Source organism: Pseudomonas sp. W5-01, assembly GCF_046540435.1.
GTDB classification, from domain to species: Bacteria; Pseudomonadota; Gammaproteobacteria; order Pseudomonadales; family Pseudomonadaceae; genus Aquipseudomonas; species Aquipseudomonas graminis_B.
Genome location: NZ_JAXCIP010000001.1, coordinates 520477 through 545398, shown reverse-complemented (window position 1 = coordinate 545398; position 24922 = coordinate 520477). Strand labels below are relative to the sequence as shown.

Sequence of the window (24922 nt, the reverse complement as noted above, 5' to 3'; positions counted from 1 at the left end):
GTTCAATGACGTGCCAATGCCAGGGTTTCACCTTGCTCGAAGTGCTGGTGGTGTTGAGCCTGCTCGGCGTGCTGCTGACCATGGTTGGCGCCGCGATCACCGGTGCCAACCGCGCCATGGCCAAGGCCGAGCGCTACAGCACGCGGCTCGATGAAATACGGTCGACCCAGAATTTTCTGCGCCACGCCATCGGCCAGGCGCTGCCACTGGCGGCCGGCGGGTCCGAGCCCGGCCAGGCGCCGGTGTTCGAGGGCGATGCCCAGGCCATGCGTTTCTATGGGCCGCTGCCCGCCACCCTGGGCGGCGGTTTGTACCGGCACAGCGTAACGCTGGCGGCCGGTCAGCGTTTGCAGATCAGTCTGGAGCGGTTGAGGGGCCAGGCCTTGCTGCCGGCCGAAGAGCCCCAAGTGCTGTTGCACGACGTGCGCTCGCTGCAACTGAGTTATCGCGGCGTGTCGCCCACCGGTGAATCGACTGCATGGCTGGATCACTGGCCTTGGCCGGGGCGCCTGCCGATCAGCGTGCGCATCGACGCGCAACTGGGCGGCCCCGTGCCGTGGCCATTACAGAGCATCAACCTGCGCCTGGACCTGTCCGGCGAGGCGCACACGTTATGAATGAACGTCGGCAAAAAGGCGTCGCGTTGCTGCTGGTGTTGTGGGTGCTGGCGCTGCTCAGTACCCTGCTGGCCGGTTTGCTCGGCTGGGTGCATTTGCAGAACCGCCAGGCCCTGTGGCAACGCCAGCACACCCAAGGGGTGCTCGCCGCTGAAGCCGGCATCGGCATGGCGGTGCTGGCGCAGCTGGACCGCGACCCGGTGCGGCACTGGAAAGCCGACAACCAGCCCCATGAATTGCGTTTCGATGACGCCGCGCTGGCGGTGAGCCTGGGCAGCGAGACCGGCAAGCTCGACCTCAACGCGGCGCCGGCGGAATCCTTTACCCGCCTGCTGGTGGCGTGCGGCGCGAATCCGGATCTGGCGCGGCAGGTGGCGCAGGGCCTGGAACAGCGTCGTGGCGGTGGCCGGGCACCGCTGCGAATGGTCGAAGAAGTGCGCGAACTGCCGGGCATCGGCCAGCCGCTGTACCAGTGCGCCAGCCCGCACGTCACGTTATGGAGCGGCCTGAGCGCGCCGGATCCGCGCATGACGTCGCCCTGGCTGCGGCAAGCGCTGGGGCTGCCCCAGGCCGGGCCCGCAACCGAAGACGCAGGACCGGTCATCAGTATTCGAAGCCAGGCGACATTGCCCGGCGGTTACACCACGACGCTCAACGTCACGTTGTTATTGAACCCATCGAAGGAGGGAGCGCGACCGTATCGCGTTCTGCGTTGGCAAGAATGAAGCAATCACTTTTACAGCAACTGGCGCCCTTGCAGGCCCGGGTGCGCAGTCAGTGGCGCGACAGCCCGGCGCAGCATCTGTGGCAGGCGTGGCTGGACGAGTTGCAGGCGATGCTGCCCGCCAGCGTCCGCGCGCGGCTGATACCCCAGGTGCGCGAGCGGCTGATCGACTGGCCCCTGCCCGAGCACATTGCCCACGAGACCGGCGAGCGGCTGATCCTGATGCTCCCTGCCGGCATGGTGCTGGCGCAACCGTTGCAATTGCCGCTGGCAGCGCTGCGCGACCTGCACAGCGTGGTCGGTTTCGAGCTGGACAAGTACACGCCCTACCCCCGCGAGCAGATGCATTACGTCGCCCGCGTCACCAGCAAAGGCAAAACCCTGGCGCAGGTGCTGCTGGTGGCGGTGCTGCGCGAGCGTTTGCAGCCGATCATCGACAGCTGCAAGGACCGTGGCCTGTCGCTCTATGCCGTGGATGCGCGCAACGCCAAGGGCGAACGGCTGAATGTCGATCTGCTGCCGGCCGAGCTGAAGCCAGCGACCGCAGGTTCCGCACGCCTGCCGCGCTTCCTTGCCGTGGTCTGTGGCGCCTTGCTGCTGACCTGCATGGTGCTCTGGCTGGATGCGCGCACGGTGCAGGTCGAAGCGATGCAACAGCACGTCGACGAGCAACGCAGCCAGGTGCAAGCCGTACAGAACCTGCGCCGCGAACTGATCAACACCCAAGGCGCCGCACGCTACCTGGCCCAGCAAAAGGCCGCGCAACCCACCACCTCCAGCGTGCTCGCTGACCTCACCGGTTGCCTGGGCGCTGACACGTGGGTCGAGCAGCTGGAGATTTCCGACGGCGGCAGCGTGTCGATCACCGGCCAGAGCGCCAAGGCCAGTGCCCTCATCAGCCGCATGAAAGACTGCCGCACCCTGACCGACGCGCAGTTCCAGGGGATCATTCAGCCCGATGCGCAGACCGGCAAAGAGCGCTTCTCCCTGCGCGCCCAGCTGCCCAAGGAGGCCGCCGATGCGCCGTGAACTGACCGCGCGCGAACGTCGCGGTGCCGCGCTGATCGCCCTGGCCCTTGTGCTGTGGGCGGCCTGGTGGCTGCTGGTGCAGAGCTGGTTTCTTGATCCGTTGAGCGACCTTCGGGAACAGGCCGAGACCCTGCGCCATCAAGAGCAACGCTATGCCGGCGCACTCGCTCAACGCGACAGCCTTGAGCAGCAGTTGCAGGCCGCCCGCCGCGACCCGTCGAGCCGCAGCAGTCTGTTGCCCGGCGAAGACCCCAGCGCCGTGGCCGCCGACCTGATGCAGCGCAGTCTCGATCTGGTCAAGGCCCACGCCGATCAGGGCCCCGGTTGCCAGGTCACCCAGCGCATGCCGATCACCCCCGAGCGCGACAGTGCCGAGCCCTATCGTCAGGTCAAGGTCAGCCTGACCCTGGACTGCGCCATGGAGCCGCTGGTGGGTTTGCTCCACGAGCTGGAATACGGCCAGCCGTTCCTGTTCATCGACAACCTGAGCATTCGCCGCGCCACCTCGGCCCCGGCCAGTGGTGGCGCCGGCCGCTTGCAGGTGCATCTGCTGTTGCGCGGGTATCTGCAACAGGCCGCGCCGCACAAGGCGCTGCCGTCCAAAGCCCCCGCCGTCGAGCCAGGGACCGACTCCCGGCAGCAGCCTGATCCCGCCGAGCAGGCCGATCTGGATGATCAACCCCAACCACTGACACCGTCCGAGGAGCCTGACGCATGAAGTTCGACTCCCTTACCCTCGCGCTCGGCGCTGTCACGGTCGCCCTCGCCGCCGTTGCCGTCAGCCTGAGCATGGGCGCCGGTCAGGAGATCGACTGGTTGCCGGCCGGCGAAGCCCGTGAAGCGGCACCAACCGCCGGGCCCGCGGCGTTGCCCTCGCTGCCGGCTCAAGCGCTCACGCTGACCTGGCAGCAGTCGATGTTCAGCCCGGACCGCAAGCCTGATCTGGTTACCGGCAAATCCCAGGCCTCGTCCCTGGACGGCATCAGCCTGAGCGGCGTGATCATCGATGGCGCTTCACAGTGGGTGCTGCTGCAACTGCCGCAGAAGCGCCGCCTCAAGCTGGCCGTCGGCAGCACGCTGGACAATGGCTGGACCCTGGATTCGGTCACGCCGCAACACGCCACTTTCAGCCATCAGGGCCAGACCCGCGAACTGCGACTGCCCCTGCTGCGCCTTCCGCCGCCGTCGAAAGTCCCCCCTATTACTCTTCCAAACGTACCCACACCATGAACAATCGCACCCCTGAGTTTTCCCGTCTGCGCAGCCCGTTGTTGTGCCTGGCCACCGCCGTGGCCCTGGCTGGATGCGCGTCCACCCCGGAACGTTTTGAAAACGATCCGGCCCTGATGCAGGAAGCACTCAATGGCACCGGCTCGCAGCGAGGCCCGGTCAGCGATCCGGTTGAAGCGCCGAGCCCGAACAATCCTGGCGCCAGGCCTGCGCCTGCGCGCCAGCAGATCATTCGTGGCAACCAGACCTTCGTGCGCGGTGCCGGTCCGGCCCAGAGTGGCGCGGGTGGAAGAGGCGCGTCGGCGGCGGCTGGTGATATCACCTTCAACTTCGCCAATCAGCCCATCGAAGCGGTGATCAACACCGTGCTGGGGGATTTGCTGCACGAGAACTACAGCATCAATCAGGGCGTGAAAGGCGACGTCAGCTTCTCCACCTCGCAACCGGTGAACAAGCAGCAGGCGCTGTCGATTCTCGAAACGCTGCTGTCGTGGACCGACAACGCGATGATCCGCCAGGGCGACCGTTACGTGATCCTCCCGGCCAACCAGGCCGTGGCCGGCAAGCTGGTGCCGGAGATGCCGGTGGCGCGCCCGGCTACCGGGCTGTCGGCGCGGTTGTTCCCGCTGCACTTTATCTCGGCCACCGAGATGCAGAAGCTGCTCAAACCCTTTGCCCGTGACAACGCGTTCTTGCTGGTCGATCCGGCGCGCAACGTCTTGAGCCTCGCCGGTACGCCGGATGAACTGGCCAACTATCAGGACACCATCGACACCTTCGACGTCGACTGGCTCAAGGGCATGTCTATCGCCGTGTATGGCTTGCAGCGCGCCAGCGTCAGCGAACTGATGCCGGAGCTGCAGAAGATGTTCGGCCCGGACAGCGGCATGCCGTTGGCCGGCATGGTCAAGTTTCTGCCCATCGAGCGGACCAATTCGGTGGTGGCGATTTCTTCCCAGCCGCGTTACTTGAGCGAAGTCGGTGACTGGATTCACACCATCGACGAAGGCGGCGGCAACGAGCCGCAGATGTACGTCTACGACGTGCGCAACATGAAAGCCACGGACCTGGCCAAATACCTGCGGCAGATTTACGGCAACGGCCAGATCAAGGACGACAGCGCGGCCAAGGTCGCGCCGGGCCTGCGCACCCGTTCGCTGTCCTCGCTCAACGGCAGTGGCACCGGCAGCAGCGGCGGATTGAGCGGCAGTGGTCAGGGCCTGAATGGCAGCTCCGGGATGGGCGGCGGCCTGGGCTCGGGCATGGGTGGCGCCAATGGCGGTTTGCAGAACGGCACTCAGCAAGGTGAAGAAGAGCAGGACGGCGAAACCTCCGAGGACAGCGCCGACAGCAGCGGACAGAGCGACAGTTCGGACGCCGCCTCGAGTGGCTCTGGCGCCAGCAAGCGCCTGGACGACAGCACGCGCATCACCGCGCAGCAGAGCAGCAACCAGTTGCTGATCCGCACGCGTCCGGCCCAGTGGGCCGAGATCGAGTCGGCCATCAAGCGACTGGACAACGCGCCGATGCAGGTGCAGATCGAAACGCGGATTCTGGAAGTGAACCTGACCGGCGAGCTGGACCTCGGCGTGCAGTGGTACCTCGGTCGTCTGGCCGGCAATTCCGCCAGCACTACTGTCGCGAACACCGCCGGCAGTCAGGGCGCTCTGGGCGGCGGCGGTGCTGGGCTCGGTGCCACCGATTCGCTGTTCTATTCCTTCGTCAGCAACAACCTGCAGATCGCCCTTCACGCGCTGGAACAGAGTGGCCGCACGCAAGTGCTGTCGGCGCCTTCGCTGGTGGTGATGAACAACCAGCAGGCGCAGATTCAGGTTGGTGACAACATCCCGATCAGCCAGACCACGGTCAACACCTCGACCACCACCGCCACCCTGAGCAGCGTTGAATACGTGCAGACCGGGGTCATCCTCGACGTCGTGCCGCGCATCAATCCGGGCGGCCTGGTGTACATGGACATTCAGCAGCAGGTCAGCGACGCCAACGACACGGCCACTGACGCCAACGGCAACCCACGGATCTCGACGCGTTCGGTGTCGACCCAGGTGGCGGTGCAGAGTGGTCAGACCGTGTTGCTTGGCGGCCTGATCAAACAGGACAACGCCGACACCGTGTCTGCCGTGCCGTACCTGAGCAGCATCCCCGGCCTGCGCTGGCTGTTCGGCAACACCGTCAAGAGCAAGAAACGCACCGAGCTGGTCGTGCTGATCACCCCACGGGTCATCACCAGCAACAGCCAGGCGCGGCAAGTGACCGATGATTATCGTCAGCAACTGCAGTTGATCAAGCCGACGCCGCCGATGAGCACCCGGTAGTTTATTGATTGTGGTTTATCGTTCCCACGCTCCGCGTGGGAACGATCCGATCAAATCCACCGAGGGCACCTTGGCGCCGTCGCTTCTGCCTCGGGGGCCTGAAATTGCTTTACTCCCGCGCGTGAAACTCTCGGCCTCGGGCGAAGACCAAGACAGTACCCATGACTGGCGGGTTTGAGCCCGAGAGAGCGCACGCAATTGGACAGCAAGGACGGTTTGCATTTTCACGACGACGAACTGGCGCAGGCGCGGCGGTTCAACAAGAAGCTGGCCTGGCTGCCGCGGTTTCGTATCCGCAATCGCTTCACGCCCCTTTTGATCCAATCACTGTTGCGCGTTGGCCAGCTCAATGGCGCGGCCAAGCTGGCCCGCCATGGCTTGCACGCTGAAACCACCACGGCGAGTGTCGACGGTCATCGCGTGCCGGTGCGGATCATTCGGCCCAGGGGCAAGGCCAAAGGTGTGGTGCTGGACATTCATGGTGGCGGCTGGGTCATCGGCAATGCGCAGATGAATGACGACCTCAATATGGCGATGGTGCGGGCGTGCGAAGTGGCGGTGGTCTCGGTTGACTATCGGCTCGCTGGCTCAACGCCGGTGGAAGGGCTGATGGAGGATTGCCTCGTCGCCGCGCGCTGGTTGCTGGGTGATGGCTGCCCGGAATTCGCCGGGCTGCCGGTGATCGTCGTCGGAGAATCGGCGGGCGGGCATCTGGCCGGGACGACGCTGCTGCAGCTCAAGGCCTGGCCCGAGTTGTTCAAGCGCGTGTGCGGCGCCCTGCTCTACTACGGCGTCTACGACCTGACCGGTACGCCGAGCGTGCGCACGGCAGGCCCCGATACGCTGGTGCTGGACGGCCCGGGAATGGTCGAGGCCCTGCGCATGCTCACGCCCGACATCAGCGACGCCCAGCGTCAGGCGCCGCCTTTGTCGCCGTTATATGGGGATTTCTCCGGTTTCCCGCCCGCGTTGATGTGGGTCGGCGAGTTGGACCCGCTGCGCGATGACACCCTGCAACTGGCGGATCGCTGGGGCAAAACCGCAGGGGTCGAAGTGCACCTGCTGCCGGAAGCGCCCCACGGCTTCATCCACTTCCCCACCCTGATGGCCGACCGTGTGCTGGAGCATAGCCGCGCCTGGATTCGTCAGCGCATTCAATCTACGGCGGGTTGACCGAATTCGACTGACTGCACGCCGCTTTCTAGCGGGACCTGGCCGTGACGCGGACCTGTGGGACCGGCTTTAGCCGGGAAGGCGTCAGCAGCCACAACGCAAAATTGAGGGTGTTCACACCGCCCTCTTCCCGGCTGAAGCCGGTCCCACCAAAAGCAATCGCAGGGCCCTCCCGCTAAACCCGATCGAACCCCTCGTGCCGTCTCGGGTCTGCTGATCAATCGCTTTCCCGGAGAACCTTCGATGTCCCCGCATCACACCCTCGTCCTGCTCGCACGAGCGGGATATGCCGCACGCGGCGTTATGTACCTGATCATCGGCATTTTCGCCTTGCTCGCCGCCCGCGATTCGTCACGCCCCAAGGACAGCCACAGCAGCCTCGAAGCCCTGTTCAGCCAGCCCTTCGGTCACTTTCTGGTCGGGCTGGTGGTGGCAGGTCTGCTGGCATTCGCGGCCTGGCGGGTGTTGCAAGCCACTCGCGACGTCGACCATCACGGCAGGGAGTTCAAGGGCCTGGTCATTCGCGGCGGCCTGCTCGCCGGCGGTCTGGTCAACGGTGCGCTGGCGTTCTTTGCCCTGGGCCTGTTGATCGACGGCCTGCGCAGTTCCGGCGGTGGTGGCGGAGGTCAAACCGAAGACCTGCTGGCCTACCTGCTGTCGTGGAAACACTCCAATCTGGTCGTCTACCTGGTTGCGCTGGTGCCGTTCGGCGTCGGCATTGCGCATTTCTTCAAGGGCTGGAAAGCGTCCTTCGAGAAGTATTTCGAGGCCGACGATGAAGTCATGAAATACGTGACCCCGGTGTCCCGCTTCGGCCTGATCGCGCGCGGCGTGGCGTTCGTCGAAATCGGCGTGCTGCTGGCCATCAGCGGCTCGAGCTATCAGGCGATGCACCCGCCCGGGCTGAAAGATGCACTCAATGCGCTGCAAAACCTGCCGGCAGGCGGCGTGGTGTTGATGGTCATGGCGCTGGGTCTGATCGCGTTTTCGGCGTACAGCTTTGCCGAAGCCGCCTGGCGCCGGATCAACATGGACGTGCCCGGCATGGCCCAGGCCTGAGCGTCCGCGGGATCAGGCGGTTCAGAGCACCTGCAGATTGACTGATTGCGGAGTCATCGATCCACGGTGATCGGAACCCCAGCCTGTTTTTCCTCGCGCCCTCGCTCCCTAGCATGGCTCCACTCATTACGGTGGAGCTTTCCCCATGCACGACTTGCCCGTTGTTTCGACCCACGTGACGCCCATGTCCTCGGCGTCCCCCTCCTGGCGCGAGTGGCTGTCGGTGTATTCCGTGGCCTTGGGCGCGTTTGCCTTTGTCACTGCCGAATACCTGCCGGTGGGCGTTCTGCCGCAGATCGCCGAAAGCCTTGACGTCACCGATGGGGTGGCGGGGCTGATGGTCACCGTACCGGGCATCGTCGCGGCGATCTCCGCGCCAGCGATCATCCTGGGTGCCGGACGCATGAACCGCCGGCATCTGTTGCTGTTCCTCAGCCTGCTACTGGTGCTGTCGAACCTGATCTGCGCGGTGTCACCGTCGCTGCCGATCATGCTGCTGGGTCGCGGGCTATTAGGGATTTCCCTCGGCGGCTTCTGGGCCGTGGCGATTGCGGCGGCCGGGCGTCTGGTCAGCGAGTCGAGGGCGGCTAAAGCCACGGCGCTGATCTTCGCCGGTATCACCCTGGCGACGGTGTTCGGGGTGCCCTTCGGGACTTTCGTCAGCACGGTCTTTTCATGGCGCATGTCCTTCGTCGTCACCGCCGGATTGGGCCTGATCGCTCTGGCAGCGCAGGCCATCACCCTGCCCTCGCTGCCTTCCAGCGAAGGACTCAAAGCCCGTGCGCTGCGGGCATTTCTGTCCCGGGGCACAGCGCGGCGCAGCATGCTTTTGCTCGGAACGGTGGTCGCCGCGCACTTCACCGGCTACACCTACGTCGCGCCGTTTCTCGGCCAGTACGCCGGGTTCTCGCCCAACGCGATTACTGGGGTGCTGCTGGGTTTCGGGCTGGTGGGCATGCTGGCGAACTTCGCCATGGCCGGGACCCTAACCACGCATTTGCGCGCGTCGCTGGGCGCCGTGATTGTGCTGATGGTGCTGGCGCAACTGGCGTTGCCGCATTTGCAAGGCGTCGGCGTGATACTGGCGGTGCTGGTGTGGGGGGTGGCCTATGGCGCGATTCCGCTGGGCGTCAGCAGCTGGATGCAACTGACCTCGCCGCAGTTGCCGGAAGCCAGTTCGGCGATGCTGGTGACCATGTTTCAGGTGGCGATCGCCTCGGGCTCGCTGTTCGGCGGGCTGATGGTCGATCACCAGGGCGTGTCGGCGGCGCTGTGGCTGGGCGCGGGTTTGGGGCTGCTGGGCCTGGCGGTGATGCTCAGCTTCGGTGTCGCCCGGGCGCCTATCGCTCAAGCGTTGCAGCGCTGAGTCAGCCCTTGAGAATGTTGTCCTTGAAATAGTCGATCAACACCCGCAGCCGAGGGGCGGTCTGCTTCGACGCAGGCCAGAGCATCCACAGGTTGCCGGTGTGGTCGGTGTAATCCCCGAGCACCACCTGCAGCCTGCCGTCGGCCAGCGGCGCGCGGATGGAAAAATCCGGCAGGCAGGCAATCCCGACGCCATCGATCGCCAGATGCGCCAGCGGGTCCGTCGTCGTGCAGGTCAATGCCCGCGAAAGGTTCGGCTGAATGTGCGTGTCGCCGACGCGCAACGGCCAGCGCTCGATCATCCCGGTGGCCGGAAACTTGTGCAGCAGGCAGGTGTGGTGAATCAGCTCGTCGGGGTGCGCCGGCTCACCGCAGCGCTCCAGGTACGCGGGCGATGCCACCAGTTGCAGCTGGAAGCCGCCGAGCTTGCGCGCGGTCAGCCGCGAGTCCTGGGGCGCACCGGTGCGGATCACGGCATCGAAACCTTCCTCGATCACGTCCACCATACGGTCGGACATGTCCACTTCCAGCTCGATGTCCGGGTAGGCGCGCATGAACTCGGCCAGCACCGGCATGATCAGTACGTTCTGAATCGGCACGCTGATGCGCACTTTGCCGCGTGGGGTGGCGGACAGCTCATGCAGTTCCAGTTCGGCCGCTTCGACCTCGCTGACGATGCGCTTGCAGCGATCGAGAAACAGCTCGCCTTCGGTGGTCAGCCTCACGCTGCGGGTACTGCGATGGAACAGCCGCACGCCGAGGCGCTCCTCCATGCGCACCACGCTCTTGCCCACGGCGGACGACGAGATTTCCAGCAGACGCCCCGCTTCGGTAAAGCTGCGGGTTTCGGCCGCGGTGATGAACGCCGTGATGCCGCTGAGACTGTCCATCATGGGTGGTGTGCTCTTGGATGGATGAAAGTGATGCATCGTTGGGTGAGACGGGTTGTAGCACTGACTGTGGGGCTGACTCCAGACCGGATTGCGGGACCGGCGATGATCACGACCGTGGGGCGGGTTGTGACCTCGACTGCAGGGGCGGCTTTAGCCGGGAAGGCGTCGGATATCGCACTCCGAAACTGAGGGTAAATGCGATGGCCTCTTCCCGGCTGAGGCCGGTCCTGCGAACAGCATTGCGTGTGTCCAGTGCGGTGAGCTGCAGCCTCGCCAAAGCATGCTTCATGTTCAGCTCCGATTAAGTATCCGGGCGCTAACTTATGAAAACGGCCACCCAGCCTGTCAAAAAAGTTCAACGGAGGAATTAAAGCAGATCCGCAGTTCGGCTGCTTATAACACCCTACCGATAACTGCCGGCATGCTGAACCCGAGCTGTCTGAGCACGAAATAACAGTCAGATGTTTAAACATGACGCTTCTAACCACGGCAATGCACGAACAACCGTCATATCCAGCTGATAGCCCCGTATTCATTGGCTATCACTGCCTGACGAACACACGGAAATGTTACGCGTCACGAACGTTATTTTCATATGTGTGAGATTAATCTCCAGATCAGGTGATAGCGGAACAACGTAATCAGATCTCATCATCTGATGACTCAGTTACATAAATGACACGATGCCCGCAACGGCACCGTTATGAATACCTGCACGTGTTTTAAATAACTTCCCAGGCGGTGCATGTTAGCGCCAGCGGACGGGTGTGTTCAAAACTTGAACTTCAGTGGGACGTTCTCATTATGAATGAGGCTTTTCTTCCTTTTTCCCGGCCCAGTATCGGCGATGAAGAAGTGGCGGCCGTAACCCGCGTGCTGCGCTCCGGCTGGATCACCACGGGCCCCGAATGCCAGCAGCTCGAAGCGCAGTTCGCCGAACGGGTCGGTGCCCGGCATGCCATCGCTGTTTCCTCCGCAACAGGCGCCATGCACATCGCCTTGCTCGTCCTGGGCGTCGGCCCCGGCGATGAAGTGATCACGCCTTCGCAGACCTGGGTCTCGACCGCCAACATGATCTGCCTGCTGGGCGCCACCCCGGTGTTTGTCGACGTTGACCGGGACACGCTGATGACCGACGCCGATTTGATCGAACAGGCCATCACCCCGCGCACCAAAGCCATTGTGCCGGTGCATTACGCCGGCGCCGCCTGCGACCTCGACCCGATTTACGCCCTGGCGGACCGCCACGGCATCGCGGTCGTCGAAGACGCCGCCCACGCGGCGGGCACGGGCTACAAGGGCATGCCGGTAGGCAGCCGCGGCACGGCGATCTTTTCCTTCCATGCCATCAAAAACATGACCTGCGCAGAGGGCGCGATGGTCGTCACCGACGATGCCGTGCTGGCCGATCGCGTGCGCCAGCTGAAATTCCACGGCCTCGGCGTCGATGCCTACGACCGCCTGACCCTGGGCCGCAAACCCCAGGCTGAAGTCATCGAGCCGGGCTTCAAATACAACCTGGCGGACATCAACGCCAGCATCGCCCTCGTGCAATTGCACCGGCTGGATCACATCAACGAGCAACGCCGCCGGCTGGCCAGCCACTACCTGGACCGCCTGGCAGGCAGCCCGGTCATGCCACTGGCGCAACCCGTGTACCCGCAACAGCACGCCTGGCACCTGTTCATCCTGCGCATCGACCCCGAGCGCTGCGGCCTGGACCGCGACGGGTTCATGAAGGCCCTGCAAGAGCAGCGCATCGGCACCGGCATTCACTTCATCGCCACGCACCTGCACCGCTATTACCGACAGCGTTTCCCGAACGTGCACCTGCCGAACACCGAGTGGAATTCGTCGCGGCTGTGTTCGATCCCGCTGTTCCCGGACATGACCCGCGACGATGTCGAGCGGGTGGTCGGGGCCATTGAATCCATCGTGGAAGCGCGCCCTTGAAAGCCTATCCCGTCCGTTATGTGTCCATCGTCATCCCGGTCTACAACGAGGAACGAAGCCTGCCCGAATTACTGCGCCGCACCGAGGCCGCCTGCGCCCTGATCGGTCACGCTTTCGAAATCGTGCTGGTGGACGACGGCAGCCGCGACGCCTCGGCCGAGCTGCTTCAACAGGCCGCCGAGCGACCAGGCAGCCACGTCGTGGCGGTCATTCTCAACCGCAATTACGGCCAGCACGCGGCGATCATGGCCGGCTTCGAGCAGTGCAAGGGCGACGTGGTCATCACCCTGGACGCTGACCTGCAGAACCCGCCGGAAGAGATTCCGCGCCTAGTGCGCCTCGCCGAACAGGGTTACGACGTCGTCGGCACGGTGCGCAACCATCGGCAGGATTCCGCCTGGCGGCGCTGGCCGTCGAAACTCATCAACCTCGCCGTGCAGCGCTCCACTGGCGTGGCGATGAACGACTACGGCTGCATGCTCCGCGCGTACCGGCGCAGCATCGTCGACGCCATGCTCGCCTGCCGGGAGCGCAGCACCTTCATCCCGATCCTGGCCAACAGCTTCGCCCGGCACACCACGGAAATTCGGGTCGAGCACGCCGAACGCGAACACGGCGATTCCAAATACAGCCCCATGCGCCTGATCAACTTGATGTTCGACCTCATCACCTGCATGACCACCACGCCCCTGCGGCTGCTGAGCATCGTGGGTTTTGGCATGGCGATACTCGGCGTGCTGTTCGCCCTGGCGCTGGTGGTTCTGCGGCTGATCTTCGGCGCGCCCTGGGCCGGGCACGGCACCTTCGTCCTTTTTGCCGTGCTGTTCGTGTTCACCGGCGGCCAGTTCATCGGCATGGGCCTGCTCGGTGAATACCTCGGACGCATGTACAGCGACGTGCGCGCACGGCCGCGTTTCTTCATTGAAAAGGTCGTGCGCCGCACCGCTGTTTCCAGCGCCTACCCGGTCAACACCTCCCCCTCTGCTGATGCCCACAAGGTCGCACCATGAACAAGAAAGCGGTTGTTTTTGCTTACCACGATATTGGCTGCGTTGGCCTGCAGGCCCTGCTCGCCGCCGGGTATGACATCGCAGCGGTGTTCACCCACGCCGATGACCCCAAGGAAACCACCTTCTTCGGCTCGGTGGCGCAGCTGTGCGCGCTGCACGGGATCGCCGTGTACGCGCCGGAAGACCCCAATCACCCGCTGTGGGTTGAGCGCATCGCCCGGCTCGAACCCGATTTCATCTTCTCCTTCTACTACCGCCAGCTGCTCGGCGAACCGTTGCTGGCCTGCGCGAAAGACGGTGCGTTCAACCTGCACGGCTCACTGCTGCCCAAATACCGTGGCCGGGCGCCGGCCAACTGGGTCCTGGTGAACGGCGAAAGCGAGACAGGCGTGACTTTGCACCAGATGGTCAAACGCGCCGACGCAGGCCCCATCGTCGCCCAGCAGCGGATCCCGATCAGTCCGACTGAAACGGCCCTGACCCTGCACGGCAAGTTACGTGAAACCGCCGCAGACCTGCTCTCGGACACCCTGCCATTGCTCGCCCAGGGCCGGTTGCCGGGCACACCCCAGGATGAATCCGCCGCCACCTGTTACGGCCGGCGCAGCGCTGCCGACGGTCTGATCGACTGGTCGCTGCCGGCCACCCGGCTGGGCAATCTGGTCCGCGCGGTGACCCAGCCCTACCCCGGCGCGTTCTGCCCGGTGGGTGAGCACAAACTGATTGTCTGGGTCGCCCGCGCAGAGACCGCTTATACCGGCGAAGCCCCCGGCACGGTGCTCGGTTGCGAGCCGTTGCGCATTGCCTGCGGCGAAGGCTCGCTGGTGATCAGCGCCGGCCAGCGTGGCGACAACGGCCTGTACCTGAGCGGCGCGCAACTGGCCCGTGAGTTCGGTCTGGTGGAGGGCTCGCGCTTGCAGGGCATGGACCCGCGCCGCCCGGTCCGACGCACCCGCGTGCTGATCCTCGGGGTCAACGGCTTCATCGGCAATCACTTGTCCGAACGTTTGCTGCAAGACGACCGCTATGAAATCTATGGCATGGACATCGGCTCGGACGCCATCGAACGCCTGCGGACCAGGCCGAATTTCCACTTCATCGAAGGCGACATCAGCATCCACTCCGAGTGGATCGAGTACCACATCAAGAAGTGCGACGTGGTGCTGCCGCTGGTGGCCATCGCCACGCCCATCGAATACACGCGCAACCCGCTGCGGGTGTTCGAGCTGGACTTCGAAGAGAACCTGAAAATCGTCCGCTACTGCGTCAAGTACAACAAGCGCGTGATCTTCCCGTCGACCTCGGAGGTGTATGGCATGTGCCAGGACGCCAGCTTTGACGAGGACACCTCGAATCTGGTGGTCGGCCCGATCAACAAGCAGCGCTGGATCTACTCGGTGTCCAAGCAGTTGCTCGACAGGGTGATCTGGGCCTACGGGCAGAAAGGTTTGCAGTTCACCCTGTTTCGCCCGTTCAACTGGATGGGGCCACGGCTGGATCGCCTGGACTCCGCGCGCATCGGCAGCTCACGGGCCATTACCCAGCTGATTCTGCACCTGGTCGAGGGCACGCCGATCCGGCTGGTGGACGGCGGCGCGCAAAAGCGCTGCTTCACCGACGTGGTCGACGGCATCGAAGCCCTGGCGCGGATCATCGAAAACAAGGGCGGGCTCTGCAACGGCCAGATCATCAACATCGGCAACCCCGACAACGAAGCCAGCATTCGTCAGCTGGGCGCCGAGTTGCTGCGTCAGTTCGAGGCCCATCCGCTGCGCGACAACTTCCCGCCGTTTGCCGGTTTCCGTGAGGTCGAGAGCCAGTCGTTCTACGGCAAGGGCTATCAGGACGTCAGCCACCGCAAGCCGAGCATCGACAACGCCCAGCGGCTGATCGCCTGGACACCGACCATCGAGCTGAGCGAAACCATCGGCAAGACCCTGGACTTCTTCCTCCGGGAAGCCATGGCCGAGAAGGCCGAACCGACTGTCAGCACCGGCGCACGCAGCTGATGAAGGCCGGTCTGCGCATCGACGTCGACACCTGGCGCGGCACCCGCGACGGCGTGCCGCGACTGCTGGACCTGCTCGACGAAGCGCAGGTCAAGGCGACGTTTTTCTTCAGCGTCGGCCCGGACAACATGGGGCGCCATCTGTGGCGTCTCGCGCGGCCACAGTTCCTCTGGAAAATGCTGCGCTCCCGGGCGGCCAGTCTGTACGGCTGGGACATTCTGCTGGCGGGCACCGCGTGGCCCGGCAAACCCATCGGTCGCGATCTCGGGCCGCTGATGCGCCGCGCTCAGGAGGCCGGTCATGAAGTGGGCTTGCACGCCTGGGATCACCACGGCTGGCAGGCCAATGCCGGGCGCTGGAGCGAGGCCGAGCTGAGGGATCAGATCCAGCGCGGCGTTGACGTTCTCAGCGATATTCTCGGCCACCCGGTGACCTGCTCCGCCGCCGCCGGCTGGCGTGCCGACGAGCGGGTGGTGCAGGCGAAAGAGGCATTCGGTTTTCGCTACAACAGCGACTGTCGGGGCACCTCGATATTCCGTCCGCTTCTGGCCGATGGCGCGCAGGGCACACCGCAGATTCCGGTGGACCTGCCGACTTACGACGAACTGATTTCGCCGCAACTCGACGCCCAGGCCTTCAACGACGACATCCTCGGGCGGTTTGCGGCCTGGAAGCTGAACGTCTACACCGTCCACGCCGAGGTCGAAGGCATCGTCATGGCCCCGGCTTTTCGCGCGCTGTTGAGCGAGGCGAAAAACCATGGCGTCGACTTTCAGCCCCTTGGCGCGCTGTTGCCGGACAGACTGGATCACTTGCCCGCGGGCCAATTGGTCCGCGGGGCGTTGCGCGGTCGCGAAGGCTGGCTGGGGGTGCAGCGATGATCAAAGCCGAACATCGCAACATCGCCCTGCTGGTGCTGGCCTTCGCCGCGTTCTATCTGCTGCCGCTGGGGTCCCACGGGTTGTGGATTCCCGATGAGACCCGCTACGCCCAGATCAGTCAGGAAATGCTCCACAGCGGTCACTGGGCCGCGCCACATTTCATGGGCCTGCGCTATTTCGAGAAACCCGCTGCGGGCTATTGGCTGATCGCCGTGGGGCAAGCCATCTTTGGTGAAAACCTGTTTGGCGTGCGCATCGCCTCAGCGCTGAGCAGTGGTTTGAGCGTGATGCTCGCTTACTGGCTTGCCGCGCGGATGTGGAACGACCCGCGCAAGAGTTTCGCCAGTGCGCTGCTGTTCATGAGTTTCGCCTTTATTGCCGGGCAAGCTGGTTATGCCAACCTCGATCCTCAGTTCACCCTGTGGGCCAACCTGACGCTGGTCGGGTTCTGGTGCGCCGTTCACCGCAGCGGGCGTGCGCGACTCGGCGCCTGGACGTTGATCGGTCTGGCCTGCAGCATCGGCTTCATGACCAAGGGTTTTCTGGCCTGGGCGCTGCCGGTGATGATCACCCTGCCCTACATGCTCTGGCAGCGGCGCCTCGGCGAGCTGCTTCGCTATGGGCCGCTGGCGGTGTTGATCGCCATCGTCGTGAGCCTGCCGTGGGTGCTCACGGTGCATGTTGAGGAACCGGACTTCTGGCGATTCTTCTTCTGGCATGAGCATGTGCGACGCTTTGCCGGAGCCGATGCCCAGCACGCCGAACCCTGGTGGTTTTACCTGCCACTGTTGGTGGTGTCGTGCCTGCCGTGGGCTGTGTTGCTGCCGGTCACGTTCCGCCAGGCCTGGCAGCGCAGGCGTCGACCCGACATCGGCTTTCTGCTGCTGTGGCTGCTGGTGCCGCTGGCGTTTCTCAGCGTCAGCAACGGCAAGCTGCCGACGTACATTCTGCCGTGCCTGCTGCCGGTGGCGCTGTTGATGGCGGATGGGCTGATCGAACGCCTCAAGCAAGGTCAACTCACCGCGTTGCGCGTCAACGGCTGGCTGAACGCGGCCGCCGGCTTGATCGGGTTGGGCGTGCTGCTCTGGCTGCAACTCCAACAGCCGGTGTACGTCCACGAACCGCTGAACCTGCTGCTGGCGATCATCGTGTTGATCGGCTGGTGCGCGAGCAATGCGCTGCAAGGCCTGCGCCCGATGAAGTTTTGGGCGGCACCGGCGCTGGGCAGCTGGCTGCTGGTGGCGCTGGTGCCCGCGGCCCTTCCCTATGACGTGGTGCATAACAAGACGCCTGACCAGTTTGTGCTTGCCCATCAAGCGCAACTGGCAGCGAGCACGCACTTACTGAGCAATGATCTGGGCGCTGCGTCAGCACTGGCGTGGCGGCTTAACAGAACCGACGTGTCGTTTTTCAACACCTGGAACGAACTGGATTACGGGCTGGGCTATCCCGACGTCACAGGGCGCGAAGTCACCCTTAAGGGGATTGATGAGTGGATGACCCAGGCCCGCCGCGAGGGTCAGGTCGGGGTGGTCATGCGTGGCAGAAGTGACGAGGAGCTGCGCGAGCTCGAACTGCTGCCCAAGGACGCCAAGCGCTATGACGAAGGCAATCTGATCATCCTCATTTACGGGAAGTCAGCGCCATGACCTGGCTGCTGTTGTTGGGCACCTGCGGGCTGACCTGCCTGGGCCAGGTCGCGCAGAAGTGCGCGGTGGAGCGCTGGGGCGGCACGTTCCCCGGCGTGCTCGCGGCCGCGCGCTCGTTCTGGTTGTGGCTGGCCGTGGGCTGTCTGGGACTGGGCCTCGTCGGCTGGCTGCTGGTGTTGCAACGCCTGGAAGTCGGCATCGCTTACCCGATGCTGGGGCTGAATGTGGTGCTGATCACCCTCGCCAGCCGGTTCGTTTTCAAGGAATCCATCGACGCCGTGCACTGGTTGGGCGTCGCGTTGATTCTGGCGGGCGTCGTGCTGCTGGGGCGTCAGGCATGAGCCGGTCAAGTCTTTGCCAATCGGGCAGGCAGCGCGGGGCGACCGCGTGGGCGATGGGCAGCGTGGCGCTGGTGAGTTCGGCGCAGCTGGGCATGCGCTGGGGCATGAGCCGTCTGCCCTCCCCTGATGCCTGGCCGGGTTTGCGCGGGCTGACACAACTGAGCCCTTTCGCCGTGCTGGTGATCGGCGCCGCGATCATTGCCTATGGGCTGTCGATGCTCGCCTGGCTGCTGGCGCTGCGCGACTTTCCGCTGAGTCGCGCCTATTCGCTGCTCAGCGTCAGCTACGGGCTGGTGTACGCCCTCGCCGCGGCGCTGCCATTTTTCCATGAGACGTTCACGGTATCGAAAACTTTGGGCGTCATCCTGATCGTGATGGGCGTGCTGACCATCAACCTTCGGCGCATTTCCAGCACTCCTCCACAGGGCTTTTCTTCATGAGAATCAGCGTTTTCGGTAGCGGGTATGTCGGGCTGGTGCAAGCCACCGTGCTTGCTGAAGTGGGCCACGACGTGGTCTGCATGGACATCGACCAGGCCAAGGTCGAGCAGTTGCGGCAGGGTCAGGTGCATATTTTCGAACCGGGGCTGGCCGGCCTGGTGCGCGAAAACCTGGAGAACAAACGCCTGCAGTTCACCACCGACGCGCAACGCGCGGTCGAGCACGCCGAGGTGCTGTTTATCGCCGTCGGCACGCCGTCCCGCGATGACGGCTCGGCAGACCTGACGGGTTTTTTCGCCGTCGGTGATGCCATCGCGACGTACCGCTCGGAGCCGCTGATCATCGTCGAGAAGTCAACGGTGCCGGTGGGCAGTGGCGACGCATTGCGCGGTCATATCGACAAGGCGCTGCGCCAGGCCGGTCGCTTGTTGCAGTTCGATATCGTCTCCAATCCGGAGTTTCTCAAAGAGGGTTCGGCGGTCAACGACTGCCGGCGCCCGGACCGCATCGTCATCGGCTGCGACAGCGATGCCGTGCGCAAAGTCATGCGCGAGCTGTACGCGCCGTTCAACCGCAACCACGACCGGATCATGTTCATGGACCTGCGCAGCGCCGAGCTGACCAAGTACGCGGCCAATTGCATGCTGGCGACCAAGATCAGCTTCATCAACCAGATCGCCGAACTGGCCGAACACCTGGGCGCGGACGTTGAATCCGTCCGGCTGGGCATCGGCGCGGATTCGCGGATCGGCTACGACTTCATCTACCCCGGCTGCGGTTACGGCGGCTCGTGCTTCGGCAAGGACATTCGCGCGCTGATCCACAGCGCCCGGGAAGCCCATTGCTCCAACGACCTGTTAGCGGTGGTCGAGGCCATCAACGAGCGGCAGAAGAACAAGCTGTTCGAGCGGGTGAACGCCTTTTACGAAGGGGATCTGCGCGGCAAGACGTTCGCGCTATGGGGCTTGGCGTTCAAGCCAAACACCGACGACATGCGCGACGCGCCGAGCCGGGTGCTGATGGAAGCGTTGTGGGACGCCGGCGCCACCGTCCGCGCGTTCGACCCCGAGGCCATGCAGGAGACGCAACGGATTTACGGCCACCGCAGGGATCTGATTCTGATGGGCACGCCGGAATCCACGCTGAACGATGCCGATGCGTTGATCGTTTGCACCGAGTGGCAGCAGTTCAAGGCCCCGGATTTCGAGCTGATCCAGCAGCGGCTTGCCGCGCCGGTGATCTTCGACGGCCGCAACCTGTACGACACCGAACGCCTGGCCCAGAGCGGGTTTCACTACTTCCCGATCGGGCGCGGGGAATCCTGCGAGCTGCCGATCCCGCAAAAGCAGTGGATGCCGTACAAAAGTGTGGCGGGTGGTTCGATGGTGTAGCAGCCGACGCCTTCCCGGCTAAAGCCGGTCCCACAATTGGGATCGGCGCCGGCCCCGCTGGATGCACTCGATGCTTTTTAGTGGGACCGGCTTCAGCCGGGAAGAGGCCAGTGTGTACGACATCGATTTCGCGGTGTGATGCCTGACGCCTTCCCGGCTAAAGCCGGTCCCACAATTGGGATCGGCGCCGGCCCCGCTGGATGCACTCGATGCTTTTTAGTAGGACCGGCTTCAGCCGGGAAGAGGCCAGTGTGTACAACATCAATTTCGCAGTGTGATGCCTGACGCCTTCCCGGCTAAAGCCGGTCCCACAATAAGGGCCCGGCGCCAGCCCCACGAGTTCTTCACACCCCTCAAACCAATTTTTGACAATCGCGGCCCTACTATCCCGTCACTGTCGCGAGGGTGGAATCATTACGATGCTGGTTGTTGAAGATCTGGTGCTGGACACCGGAAAATATAGGGCCTTCCGCGCCGACAAACGCTTGAAACTTAACCCGACCAACATCGACATACTGGCGCTGCTGATGCTAAGAAGTCCCGCTATTGTCAGCAAGGAAGAGATCGCCAAAATGCTCTGGGGCGAACAAGGTACTGACAAGAGCACCGGCCTCGGCACCCGCGTCCATCAAATCAGAAAAGTTGTCGATGACGGTTTTGCCTATCCGCTGGTTCATACGGTGTATGGCGTCGGTTATCAACTGTGCAAGTAAACCGCTCAATACCTTATGTTGTTTCAGTCACCCCCTCCCTCTCCAGTTGCTTCCAGTCTTGTGGATTGATGACGCCCCTGATCACTGGCCTGTTGCGCTTGTCCAGCGAGATAAATACCGCCCCGTCGTATTCGCTGGTTTCGGCACTGGGATAACCCTGCTGACTTTCCAGCTGACCGATGCATTCGCTGTGGGTCACCAGGACCAGATTCCGGTTGATCGCCTTGTGCGCCATGACCCGACCGAGGTTCATGTTCTCGCAATCAACCAACCAGTCCTGGGATGCCACCGGATGGCCAAACAGGGATTGGGCGGTCTGCGCCGTGCGTGTGGACGGGCTGGCGAGGATATCGGTCTGCGCTAACCCCAGCTGACTGAGCGAACGTCCCACCTGGGCAGACACTTGGCTGCCGTTGCGGGTGATGCCGTCCTTTGGACCCAGGCACTCATTATCCGACCGATCGCAGCGCTCCCCGTGTCGCACCAGCACCACCACTTCGCCTTTCTTCCAGCTCTCGTAAAGACCCGCCCTGCTCATGTTTTGCCCCCTGACGAGGTCAATCGGCGAACGGGGCCAACAGGTATACCCCGTTAACAGCAGCAGCGACACGACGATGCCCGAGGCGGTCAGCAGTACACGGCATTTATTGGCGCTGTTGAGCAACTTACCCGCTACCAGTGCGGGCGGTACATTGACGTGTTCGCGCATCGTGTTGCTCCGACTGTTCAGTCCATGGCAGATGGAAATCTGCGTCATTGAATGGCAACAAGCGTAAACAGCGATGCATGGTTATTTGGTTAAGGGCTCGTGAAAAATACAGTGATGATCAAGCGTGACCACTTTCAACAGGAGAACAAGACACGCGACTAAACGATCATGGGTACGACGTTTCATACCCACAGCGTCATCTTGTGATTAAAACCCTTAGCACGCCGTATCTATCAACGCCGTTTTCACATCGTCTTCACCGCGAGCTGACCCGGTCACCCGTAATTTCCGTCAGCGCCGAATTATTTCCCGGCGAAGTTATGAACCCCACTTATCGGGACACTCAGCGTGCGAAACCAACGATCACGATTTTATGCCTGGAACCTGGGTTTACCGATCGCCATTGCCCTGGCGATATTCGTGGTCTTCGACCTGACTTCGCTGGACGAGGTCATCAGCAACTGGCTGTATGACCCGAATCACGAATTCCCGTTTGGCCACAATCGCCTGTTTGAAAACCTGACCCACCGCTGGCCGCGGATCATTCCCGACCTCACGGGGGAAGCCGCGATCATCGGCTCGCTCCTGTCATTCCTCTGGCCGCTGTTGAAACCGGGGCGACACGACCGGCTTATCAGGTCGCTGGAGAGGTTGCGCATCGCCCCGCTGCTGCGCTTCACCGCCCGCCACCGGCGGGACTTCCTGTTCATCGTTGTCTCGTTCGCCGTGACCACCGGCATGATCCACTTCTTCAAAAGCCACACCAGCATCTACTGCCCGGTCGAAACGACGCTGTACGGCGGGACGATGGAGAAGAAGGAGTGGTTCGAGAATTTCAGCCTGCTCCATGAAGCCGGCGCCGGTCGCTGCTGGCCGGGTGGGCATGCCTCCGGCGGCTTCACCATGGTCGCGCTGTACTTCGTCGCGCGCCGGTATCAATGGCGCCACGCCCGCGCGATCCTGTATGCCTCGATGATTCTAGGGGCGATCTACGGCACCACGCGCGTCCTGCAAGGCTGGCATTTCATGTCGCACACGTTCTGGGCCGGGGTGATCGTGTGGATCGGTGCGCTGCTCACTGCCCTCGCCTTCTATGGCTGGCGACAGCTTGCCCCTGGGCCCGTCGAGGAGGCCAGTCCCGCGCTACGGAAGCGGTCGGTGTCCGGGCCCAACGGAGTCACCGATCTGTAAATGTGGCATGAGCGGGTCAGCCATCCAGGCGTCGATCCAGCCGCGAATCAGCGTCGCCGGCATTGGCTCGGCGATGCCGAAACCCTGGCCGATCTCACAACCGAGCTGCAACAGGCGTGACGCCTGGGCGGGGCTGTTGACGCCCTCGGCGATGACTTCGCGACCGAACGCGCTGGCCAGCCCCAGTATCGCCTGCAGGATCGAGATATCGCCGGGGGCGTCGAGCATGCCGTGAATGAACGTCTGATCGATCTTCAGTTGCGCCACCGGCAAGCGCTTCAAGTAGCTGAGGGACGAATACCCTGTGCCGAAATCGTCCAGGGCAAAGCGCACGCCCAGTTGCTCGCACGCACGCAACGTGCGCGAGACGCCTTCGACGTCTTCCAGCGCGCTGGTTTCGAGGATCTCGATCATCAGCATTTCCGGCCCGACATCAGGGTGTGCTGCGAGTCGCTCGGTCAGGTTCGCCACAAAATCAGGGTGCTGAAGTTGCCGTGCCCCGACATTGATACTCACCGCCAGATGCAGCCCTTCCCGTTGCCAGCGCTCGATCTGGCTCAAGGCACTTTCGAGCACCCACTCACCCACCACCTCCGCCAGTGAGCTGCTTTCGATCAGCGGCAGAAAACTGCCCGGCAACAGCAGTCCGCGCTCCGGATGCTCCCAGCGCAGCAGGGCTTCCGCACCGACGACCGCGCCCGTGCGCAGGTTGACCTTGGGCTGAAAATACAGGCGCAGTTCCCCCTCGCGAATGGCCTGATCGATACGGTCCAGACGCGCGTTGTGCCCACGCATCTCCTGGTCATGCTGTGCATCGAACACGTGGAAACGGTTCTTGCCCTCGAGTTTCGCCTGGTACATCGCCTGATCGGCCTGGCGCAGCAGTTGATCGGCGCTGATCTCGTTATCCTGCGGGTAGTAGCTGACGCCGATGCTCGCCGACAGCGTCAGGTTCAGCGCGCCCACCTGCACCACCTCGCTGGCGGCCGTGAGCAGACGTTCAAGGATCGGCGCGCTGTCGCAGAGCTGGTCAAGATCGACGATCAGCGCCACAAATTCGTCTCCCCCCAGACGCGCCAGCGTGCAGGCCTCGTTCAGGACGTTCTGCATGCGCCGGGACACGCTGGACAGTACCCGGTCCCCCACGTCATGGCCGTGCAGGTCATTTATCGCCTTGAAGCCGTCCAGGTCCAGGTAACCCAATGCCAGCCGGGTGCCGTTGCCCAAGGCATCGGCCATCGCCTGTTGCATGCGCGAGGCGAGCAAAACGCGGTTGGGCAAGTGGGTCAGCGGGTCGTAGTGGGCCACGTATTCCAGCTGCCGCTGGTAGCTGTGCAGTTCGGTGACGTCGGTGAACAGCGAGACGTAATGCTGGGTGACGCCGTGGGCGTCGACGATGGCGGTAATGGTCTGTCGCGCGGCATAGGCCGAGCCGTCGCGCCGGCGGTTCCACAAGTCGCCCTGCCAGTAATGCTCGGTCAGCAGGCTGCGCCAGAGGCTGACGTACTCGGCACGCGGGGTCATGCCGGAGGCAAGAAAGCGCGGGTTCTTGCCCGTCGACTCATCGCGTTCATAGCCGGTGATGGTGGTGAACGCGTCGTTGACCTCGATGATCGCGCCGGTCGGGTCAGTGATCATGATGCCCTCCCGCGCGTGGGTGAATACGCTGGCAGCGAGGTTGAGGCGATGTTCGATCTGCCGGCGCGCGGTGAGGTCGGTCAGGGTCACACGGATGCCGCTCGTCTCGCCGCCGTGGCGCACGCAGTTCAGCCGGGCCTGCCAGTGCGTGCCGTCGGTGCGCTCCAGGCTGAGATCGCACTCCTCCGCTTGCCCGGTGCGACAGACTCGGGCGAATACCTGCTGCCAGTGGTCGCGGTCCCGGCTGACGACGCGGCCGGCAAAGCGCCGTTGCAACAGGCGGTGGCGCGGGTAGGTCAGCAGCGTCTCGCCGGTGCGGTTGACGGCTTCAATGACCCCTTGGCGCGTCAGCGTGAGGTAACCCACCGGCGCGTTTTCGTACAAATCCAGGTAGAGGTCGCGGGAGGCCTCCAGTGCGGACTGGGCAACGCGCAGTTCCTCGTTCTGCATCTGCAACTCGGCCTGGTGCAATTGCAGGTCATGCAGCAGCCGGGCGTTGTCGTCCGGGTCCGGGATGTCGGGAGGGTTCGCCGGATGAACGATATGGGGCTCGAAAGGCGGGGTTTTCATGGTC

The 24922-nt window shown here is 63.7% G+C and carries 20 protein-coding genes and 2 pseudogenes; 19 read left to right on the top strand and 3 right to left on the bottom strand.

Features of this window, described 5'->3' with window-relative positions; all coding sequences use genetic code 11:
* The first annotated feature begins 5 nt into the window (after nucleotides 1-5).
* The 9 genes and pseudogenes from SLW75_RS02295 to SLW75_RS02255 all read left to right on the top strand — a co-directional run bounded on the left by SLW75_RS02295 (nucleotide 6) and on the right by SLW75_RS02255 (nucleotide 9531).
* The gene (locus tag SLW75_RS02295) at nucleotides 6-617 is read left to right on the top strand and encodes a prepilin-type N-terminal cleavage/methylation domain-containing protein (RefSeq protein ID WP_410933422.1); all 612 of its coding nucleotides are present in this window, start codon (nucleotides 6-8) and stop codon (nucleotides 615-617) included.
* Nucleotides 614-1342 carry a type II secretion system protein GspK gene (locus SLW75_RS02290; RefSeq protein ID WP_065989014.1) on the top strand — a complete coding sequence of 243 codons (729 nt, stop codon included), beginning with the start codon at nucleotides 614-616 and terminating at the stop codon, nucleotides 1340-1342. The genes SLW75_RS02295 and SLW75_RS02290 overlap by 4 nt, the downstream gene beginning before the upstream one ends.
* Nucleotides 1339-2370, top strand: coding sequence for a PilN domain-containing protein (locus SLW75_RS02285; RefSeq protein ID WP_410933421.1), 1032 nt, complete (start codon nucleotides 1339-1341; stop codon nucleotides 2368-2370). Before SLW75_RS02290 ends, SLW75_RS02285 begins: the two co-directional genes overlap by 4 nt.
* Nucleotides 2360-2950, top strand: a pseudogene (gspM, locus tag SLW75_RS02280) (type II secretion system protein GspM); the annotation flags it as partial. The gene SLW75_RS02285 and the pseudogene gspM, both read left to right, overlap by 11 nt.
* 134 nt (nucleotides 2951-3084) lie before the next feature.
* Entirely contained in the window at nucleotides 3085-3600 is a 516-nt protein-coding gene (locus SLW75_RS02275; protein WP_296308242.1) for a general secretion pathway protein GspN, read from the top strand.
* A complete protein-coding gene (gspD, locus tag SLW75_RS02270) occupies nucleotides 3597-5933 on the top strand; it encodes a type II secretion system secretin GspD (protein WP_410933420.1) in 2337 nt (778 codons plus the stop codon). The genes SLW75_RS02275 and gspD overlap by 4 nt, the downstream gene beginning before the upstream one ends.
* A 198-nt stretch (nucleotides 5934-6131) precedes the next feature.
* Nucleotides 6132-7106, top strand: a complete 975-nt coding sequence (locus SLW75_RS02265; protein WP_410933787.1) for an alpha/beta hydrolase — start codon at nucleotides 6132-6134, stop codon at nucleotides 7104-7106.
* Nucleotides 7107-7349: 243 nt separating this feature from the next.
* On the top strand, nucleotides 7350-8165 hold the full coding sequence (locus SLW75_RS02260; RefSeq protein WP_410929015.1) for a DUF1206 domain-containing protein: 816 nt from the start codon (nucleotides 7350-7352) through the stop codon (nucleotides 8163-8165).
* Nucleotides 8166-8310: 145 nt separating this feature from the next.
* On the top strand, nucleotides 8311-9531 hold the full coding sequence (locus SLW75_RS02255) for an MFS transporter (RefSeq protein WP_410933419.1): 1221 nt from the start codon (nucleotides 8311-8313) through the stop codon (nucleotides 9529-9531).
* A 1-nt stretch (nucleotide 9532) separates the two neighbouring features.
* Here the strand turns inward: SLW75_RS02255 and SLW75_RS02250 are convergent, their stop codons facing one another.
* Nucleotides 9533-10420, bottom strand: a complete 888-nt coding sequence (locus tag SLW75_RS02250; protein WP_410933786.1) for a LysR family transcriptional regulator — start codon at nucleotides 10418-10420, stop codon at nucleotides 9533-9535.
* Nucleotides 10421-11227: 807 nt separating this feature from the next.
* Between SLW75_RS02250 and arnB the strand changes: the two genes are divergently transcribed.
* From arnB to SLW75_RS02205, 9 genes and pseudogenes are all read left to right on the top strand, one after another.
* On the top strand, nucleotides 11228-12376 hold the full coding sequence (gene arnB, locus SLW75_RS02245; RefSeq protein WP_410933418.1) for a UDP-4-amino-4-deoxy-L-arabinose aminotransferase: 1149 nt from the start codon (nucleotides 11228-11230) through the stop codon (nucleotides 12374-12376).
* Complete coding sequence (arnC, locus tag SLW75_RS02240) at nucleotides 12373-13386, top strand: undecaprenyl-phosphate 4-deoxy-4-formamido-L-arabinose transferase (protein WP_410933417.1); 1014 nt, start codon at nucleotides 12373-12375, stop codon at nucleotides 13384-13386. Before arnB ends, arnC begins: the two co-directional genes overlap by 4 nt.
* Nucleotides 13383-15395 carry a bifunctional UDP-4-amino-4-deoxy-L-arabinose formyltransferase/UDP-glucuronic acid oxidase ArnA gene (gene arnA / locus SLW75_RS02235; RefSeq protein ID WP_410933416.1) on the top strand — a complete coding sequence of 671 codons (2013 nt, stop codon included), beginning with the start codon at nucleotides 13383-13385 and terminating at the stop codon, nucleotides 15393-15395. Before arnC ends, arnA begins: the two co-directional genes overlap by 4 nt.
* Entirely contained in the window at nucleotides 15395-16276 is an 882-nt protein-coding gene (arnD, locus tag SLW75_RS02230) for a 4-deoxy-4-formamido-L-arabinose-phosphoundecaprenol deformylase (RefSeq protein ID WP_410933415.1), read from the top strand. Before arnA ends, arnD begins: the two co-directional genes overlap by 1 nt.
* Nucleotides 16273-17925 carry a lipid IV(A) 4-amino-4-deoxy-L-arabinosyltransferase gene (gene arnT / locus SLW75_RS02225; protein ID WP_410933414.1) on the top strand — a complete coding sequence of 551 codons (1653 nt, stop codon included), beginning with the start codon at nucleotides 16273-16275 and terminating at the stop codon, nucleotides 17923-17925. The genes arnD and arnT overlap by 4 nt, the downstream gene beginning before the upstream one ends.
* On the top strand, nucleotides 17922-18266 hold the full coding sequence (locus SLW75_RS02220; protein WP_065989001.1) for an EamA family transporter: 345 nt from the start codon (nucleotides 17922-17924) through the stop codon (nucleotides 18264-18266). The genes arnT and SLW75_RS02220 overlap by 4 nt, the downstream gene beginning before the upstream one ends.
* A gap of 53 nt (nucleotides 18267-18319) precedes the next feature.
* Nucleotides 18320-18725: pseudogene (arnF, locus tag SLW75_RS02215) on the top strand (4-amino-4-deoxy-L-arabinose-phosphoundecaprenol flippase subunit ArnF).
* A complete protein-coding gene (locus SLW75_RS02210) occupies nucleotides 18703-20097 on the top strand; it encodes a UDP-glucose dehydrogenase family protein (protein ID WP_065989000.1) in 1395 nt (464 codons plus the stop codon). The pseudogene arnF and the gene SLW75_RS02210 overlap by 23 nt, the downstream one beginning before the upstream one ends.
* Nucleotides 20098-20516: 419 nt before the next feature.
* Nucleotides 20517-20810: a winged helix-turn-helix domain-containing protein gene (locus SLW75_RS02205; protein WP_296309061.1), complete on the top strand. Its 294-nt coding sequence runs from the start codon at nucleotides 20517-20519 to the stop codon at nucleotides 20808-20810.
* 13 nt (nucleotides 20811-20823) lie between these two features.
* Here the strand turns inward: SLW75_RS02205 and SLW75_RS02200 are convergent, their stop codons facing one another.
* A complete protein-coding gene (locus tag SLW75_RS02200; protein ID WP_410933413.1) occupies nucleotides 20824-21519 on the bottom strand; it encodes a histidine phosphatase family protein in 696 nt (231 codons plus the stop codon).
* A gap of 348 nt (nucleotides 21520-21867) precedes the next feature.
* Here SLW75_RS02200 and SLW75_RS02195 point away from each other — a divergent pair, with 348 nt between their 5' ends.
* Entirely contained in the window at nucleotides 21868-22710 is an 843-nt protein-coding gene (locus SLW75_RS02195) for a phosphatase PAP2 family protein (RefSeq protein ID WP_410933412.1), read from the top strand.
* On the opposite strand, the gene SLW75_RS02190 is transcribed toward SLW75_RS02195, so the two are convergent.
* Nucleotides 22663-24918: a putative bifunctional diguanylate cyclase/phosphodiesterase gene (locus SLW75_RS02190; RefSeq protein ID WP_065988995.1), complete on the bottom strand. Its 2256-nt coding sequence runs from the start codon at nucleotides 24916-24918 to the stop codon at nucleotides 22663-22665. The genes SLW75_RS02195 and SLW75_RS02190 overlap by 48 nt on opposite strands.
* Between the last annotated feature and the right edge of the window lie 4 nt (nucleotides 24919-24922).

What these genes read in the sequence shown, in the direction of transcription:
- SLW75_RS02220 (WP_065989001.1), top strand. Translation starts at nt 17,922, where the DNA reads ATGACCTGGCTGCTGTTGTTGGGCACCTGCGGGCTGACCTGCCTGGGC.
- SLW75_RS02260 (WP_410929015.1), top strand. Translation starts at nt 7,350, where the DNA reads ATGTCCCCGCATCACACCCTCGTCCTGCTCGCACGAGCGGGATATGCC.
- SLW75_RS02205 (WP_296309061.1), top strand. Translation starts at nt 20,517, where the DNA reads ATGCTGGTTGTTGAAGATCTGGTGCTGGACACCGGAAAATATAGGGCC.
- arnA (WP_410933416.1), top strand. Translation starts at nt 13,383, where the DNA reads ATGAACAAGAAAGCGGTTGTTTTTGCTTACCACGATATTGGCTGCGTT.
- arnD (WP_410933415.1), top strand. Translation starts at nt 15,395, where the DNA reads ATGAAGGCCGGTCTGCGCATCGACGTCGACACCTGGCGCGGCACCCGC.
- arnT (WP_410933414.1), top strand. Translation starts at nt 16,273, where the DNA reads ATGATCAAAGCCGAACATCGCAACATCGCCCTGCTGGTGCTGGCCTTC.
- SLW75_RS02200 (WP_410933413.1), bottom strand. Translation starts at nt 21,519, where the DNA reads ATGCGCGAACACGTCAATGTACCGCCCGCACTGGTAGCGGGTAAGTTG.
- SLW75_RS02290 (WP_065989014.1), top strand. Translation starts at nt 614, where the DNA reads ATGAATGAACGTCGGCAAAAAGGCGTCGCGTTGCTGCTGGTGTTGTGG.
- SLW75_RS02250 (WP_410933786.1), bottom strand. Translation starts at nt 10,420, where the DNA reads ATGGACAGTCTCAGCGGCATCACGGCGTTCATCACCGCGGCCGAAACC.
- arnB (WP_410933418.1), top strand. Translation starts at nt 11,228, where the DNA reads ATGAATGAGGCTTTTCTTCCTTTTTCCCGGCCCAGTATCGGCGATGAA.
- gspD (WP_410933420.1), top strand. Translation starts at nt 3,597, where the DNA reads ATGAACAATCGCACCCCTGAGTTTTCCCGTCTGCGCAGCCCGTTGTTG.
- SLW75_RS02285 (WP_410933421.1), top strand. Translation starts at nt 1,339, where the DNA reads ATGAAGCAATCACTTTTACAGCAACTGGCGCCCTTGCAGGCCCGGGTG.
- SLW75_RS02210 (WP_065989000.1), top strand. Translation starts at nt 18,703, where the DNA reads ATGAGAATCAGCGTTTTCGGTAGCGGGTATGTCGGGCTGGTGCAAGCC.
- SLW75_RS02295 (WP_410933422.1), top strand. Translation starts at nt 6, where the DNA reads ATGACGTGCCAATGCCAGGGTTTCACCTTGCTCGAAGTGCTGGTGGTG.
- SLW75_RS02190 (WP_065988995.1), bottom strand. Translation starts at nt 24,918, where the DNA reads ATGAAAACCCCGCCTTTCGAGCCCCATATCGTTCATCCGGCGAACCCT.
- SLW75_RS02275 (WP_296308242.1), top strand. Translation starts at nt 3,085, where the DNA reads ATGAAGTTCGACTCCCTTACCCTCGCGCTCGGCGCTGTCACGGTCGCC.
- SLW75_RS02255 (WP_410933419.1), top strand. Translation starts at nt 8,311, where the DNA reads ATGCACGACTTGCCCGTTGTTTCGACCCACGTGACGCCCATGTCCTCG.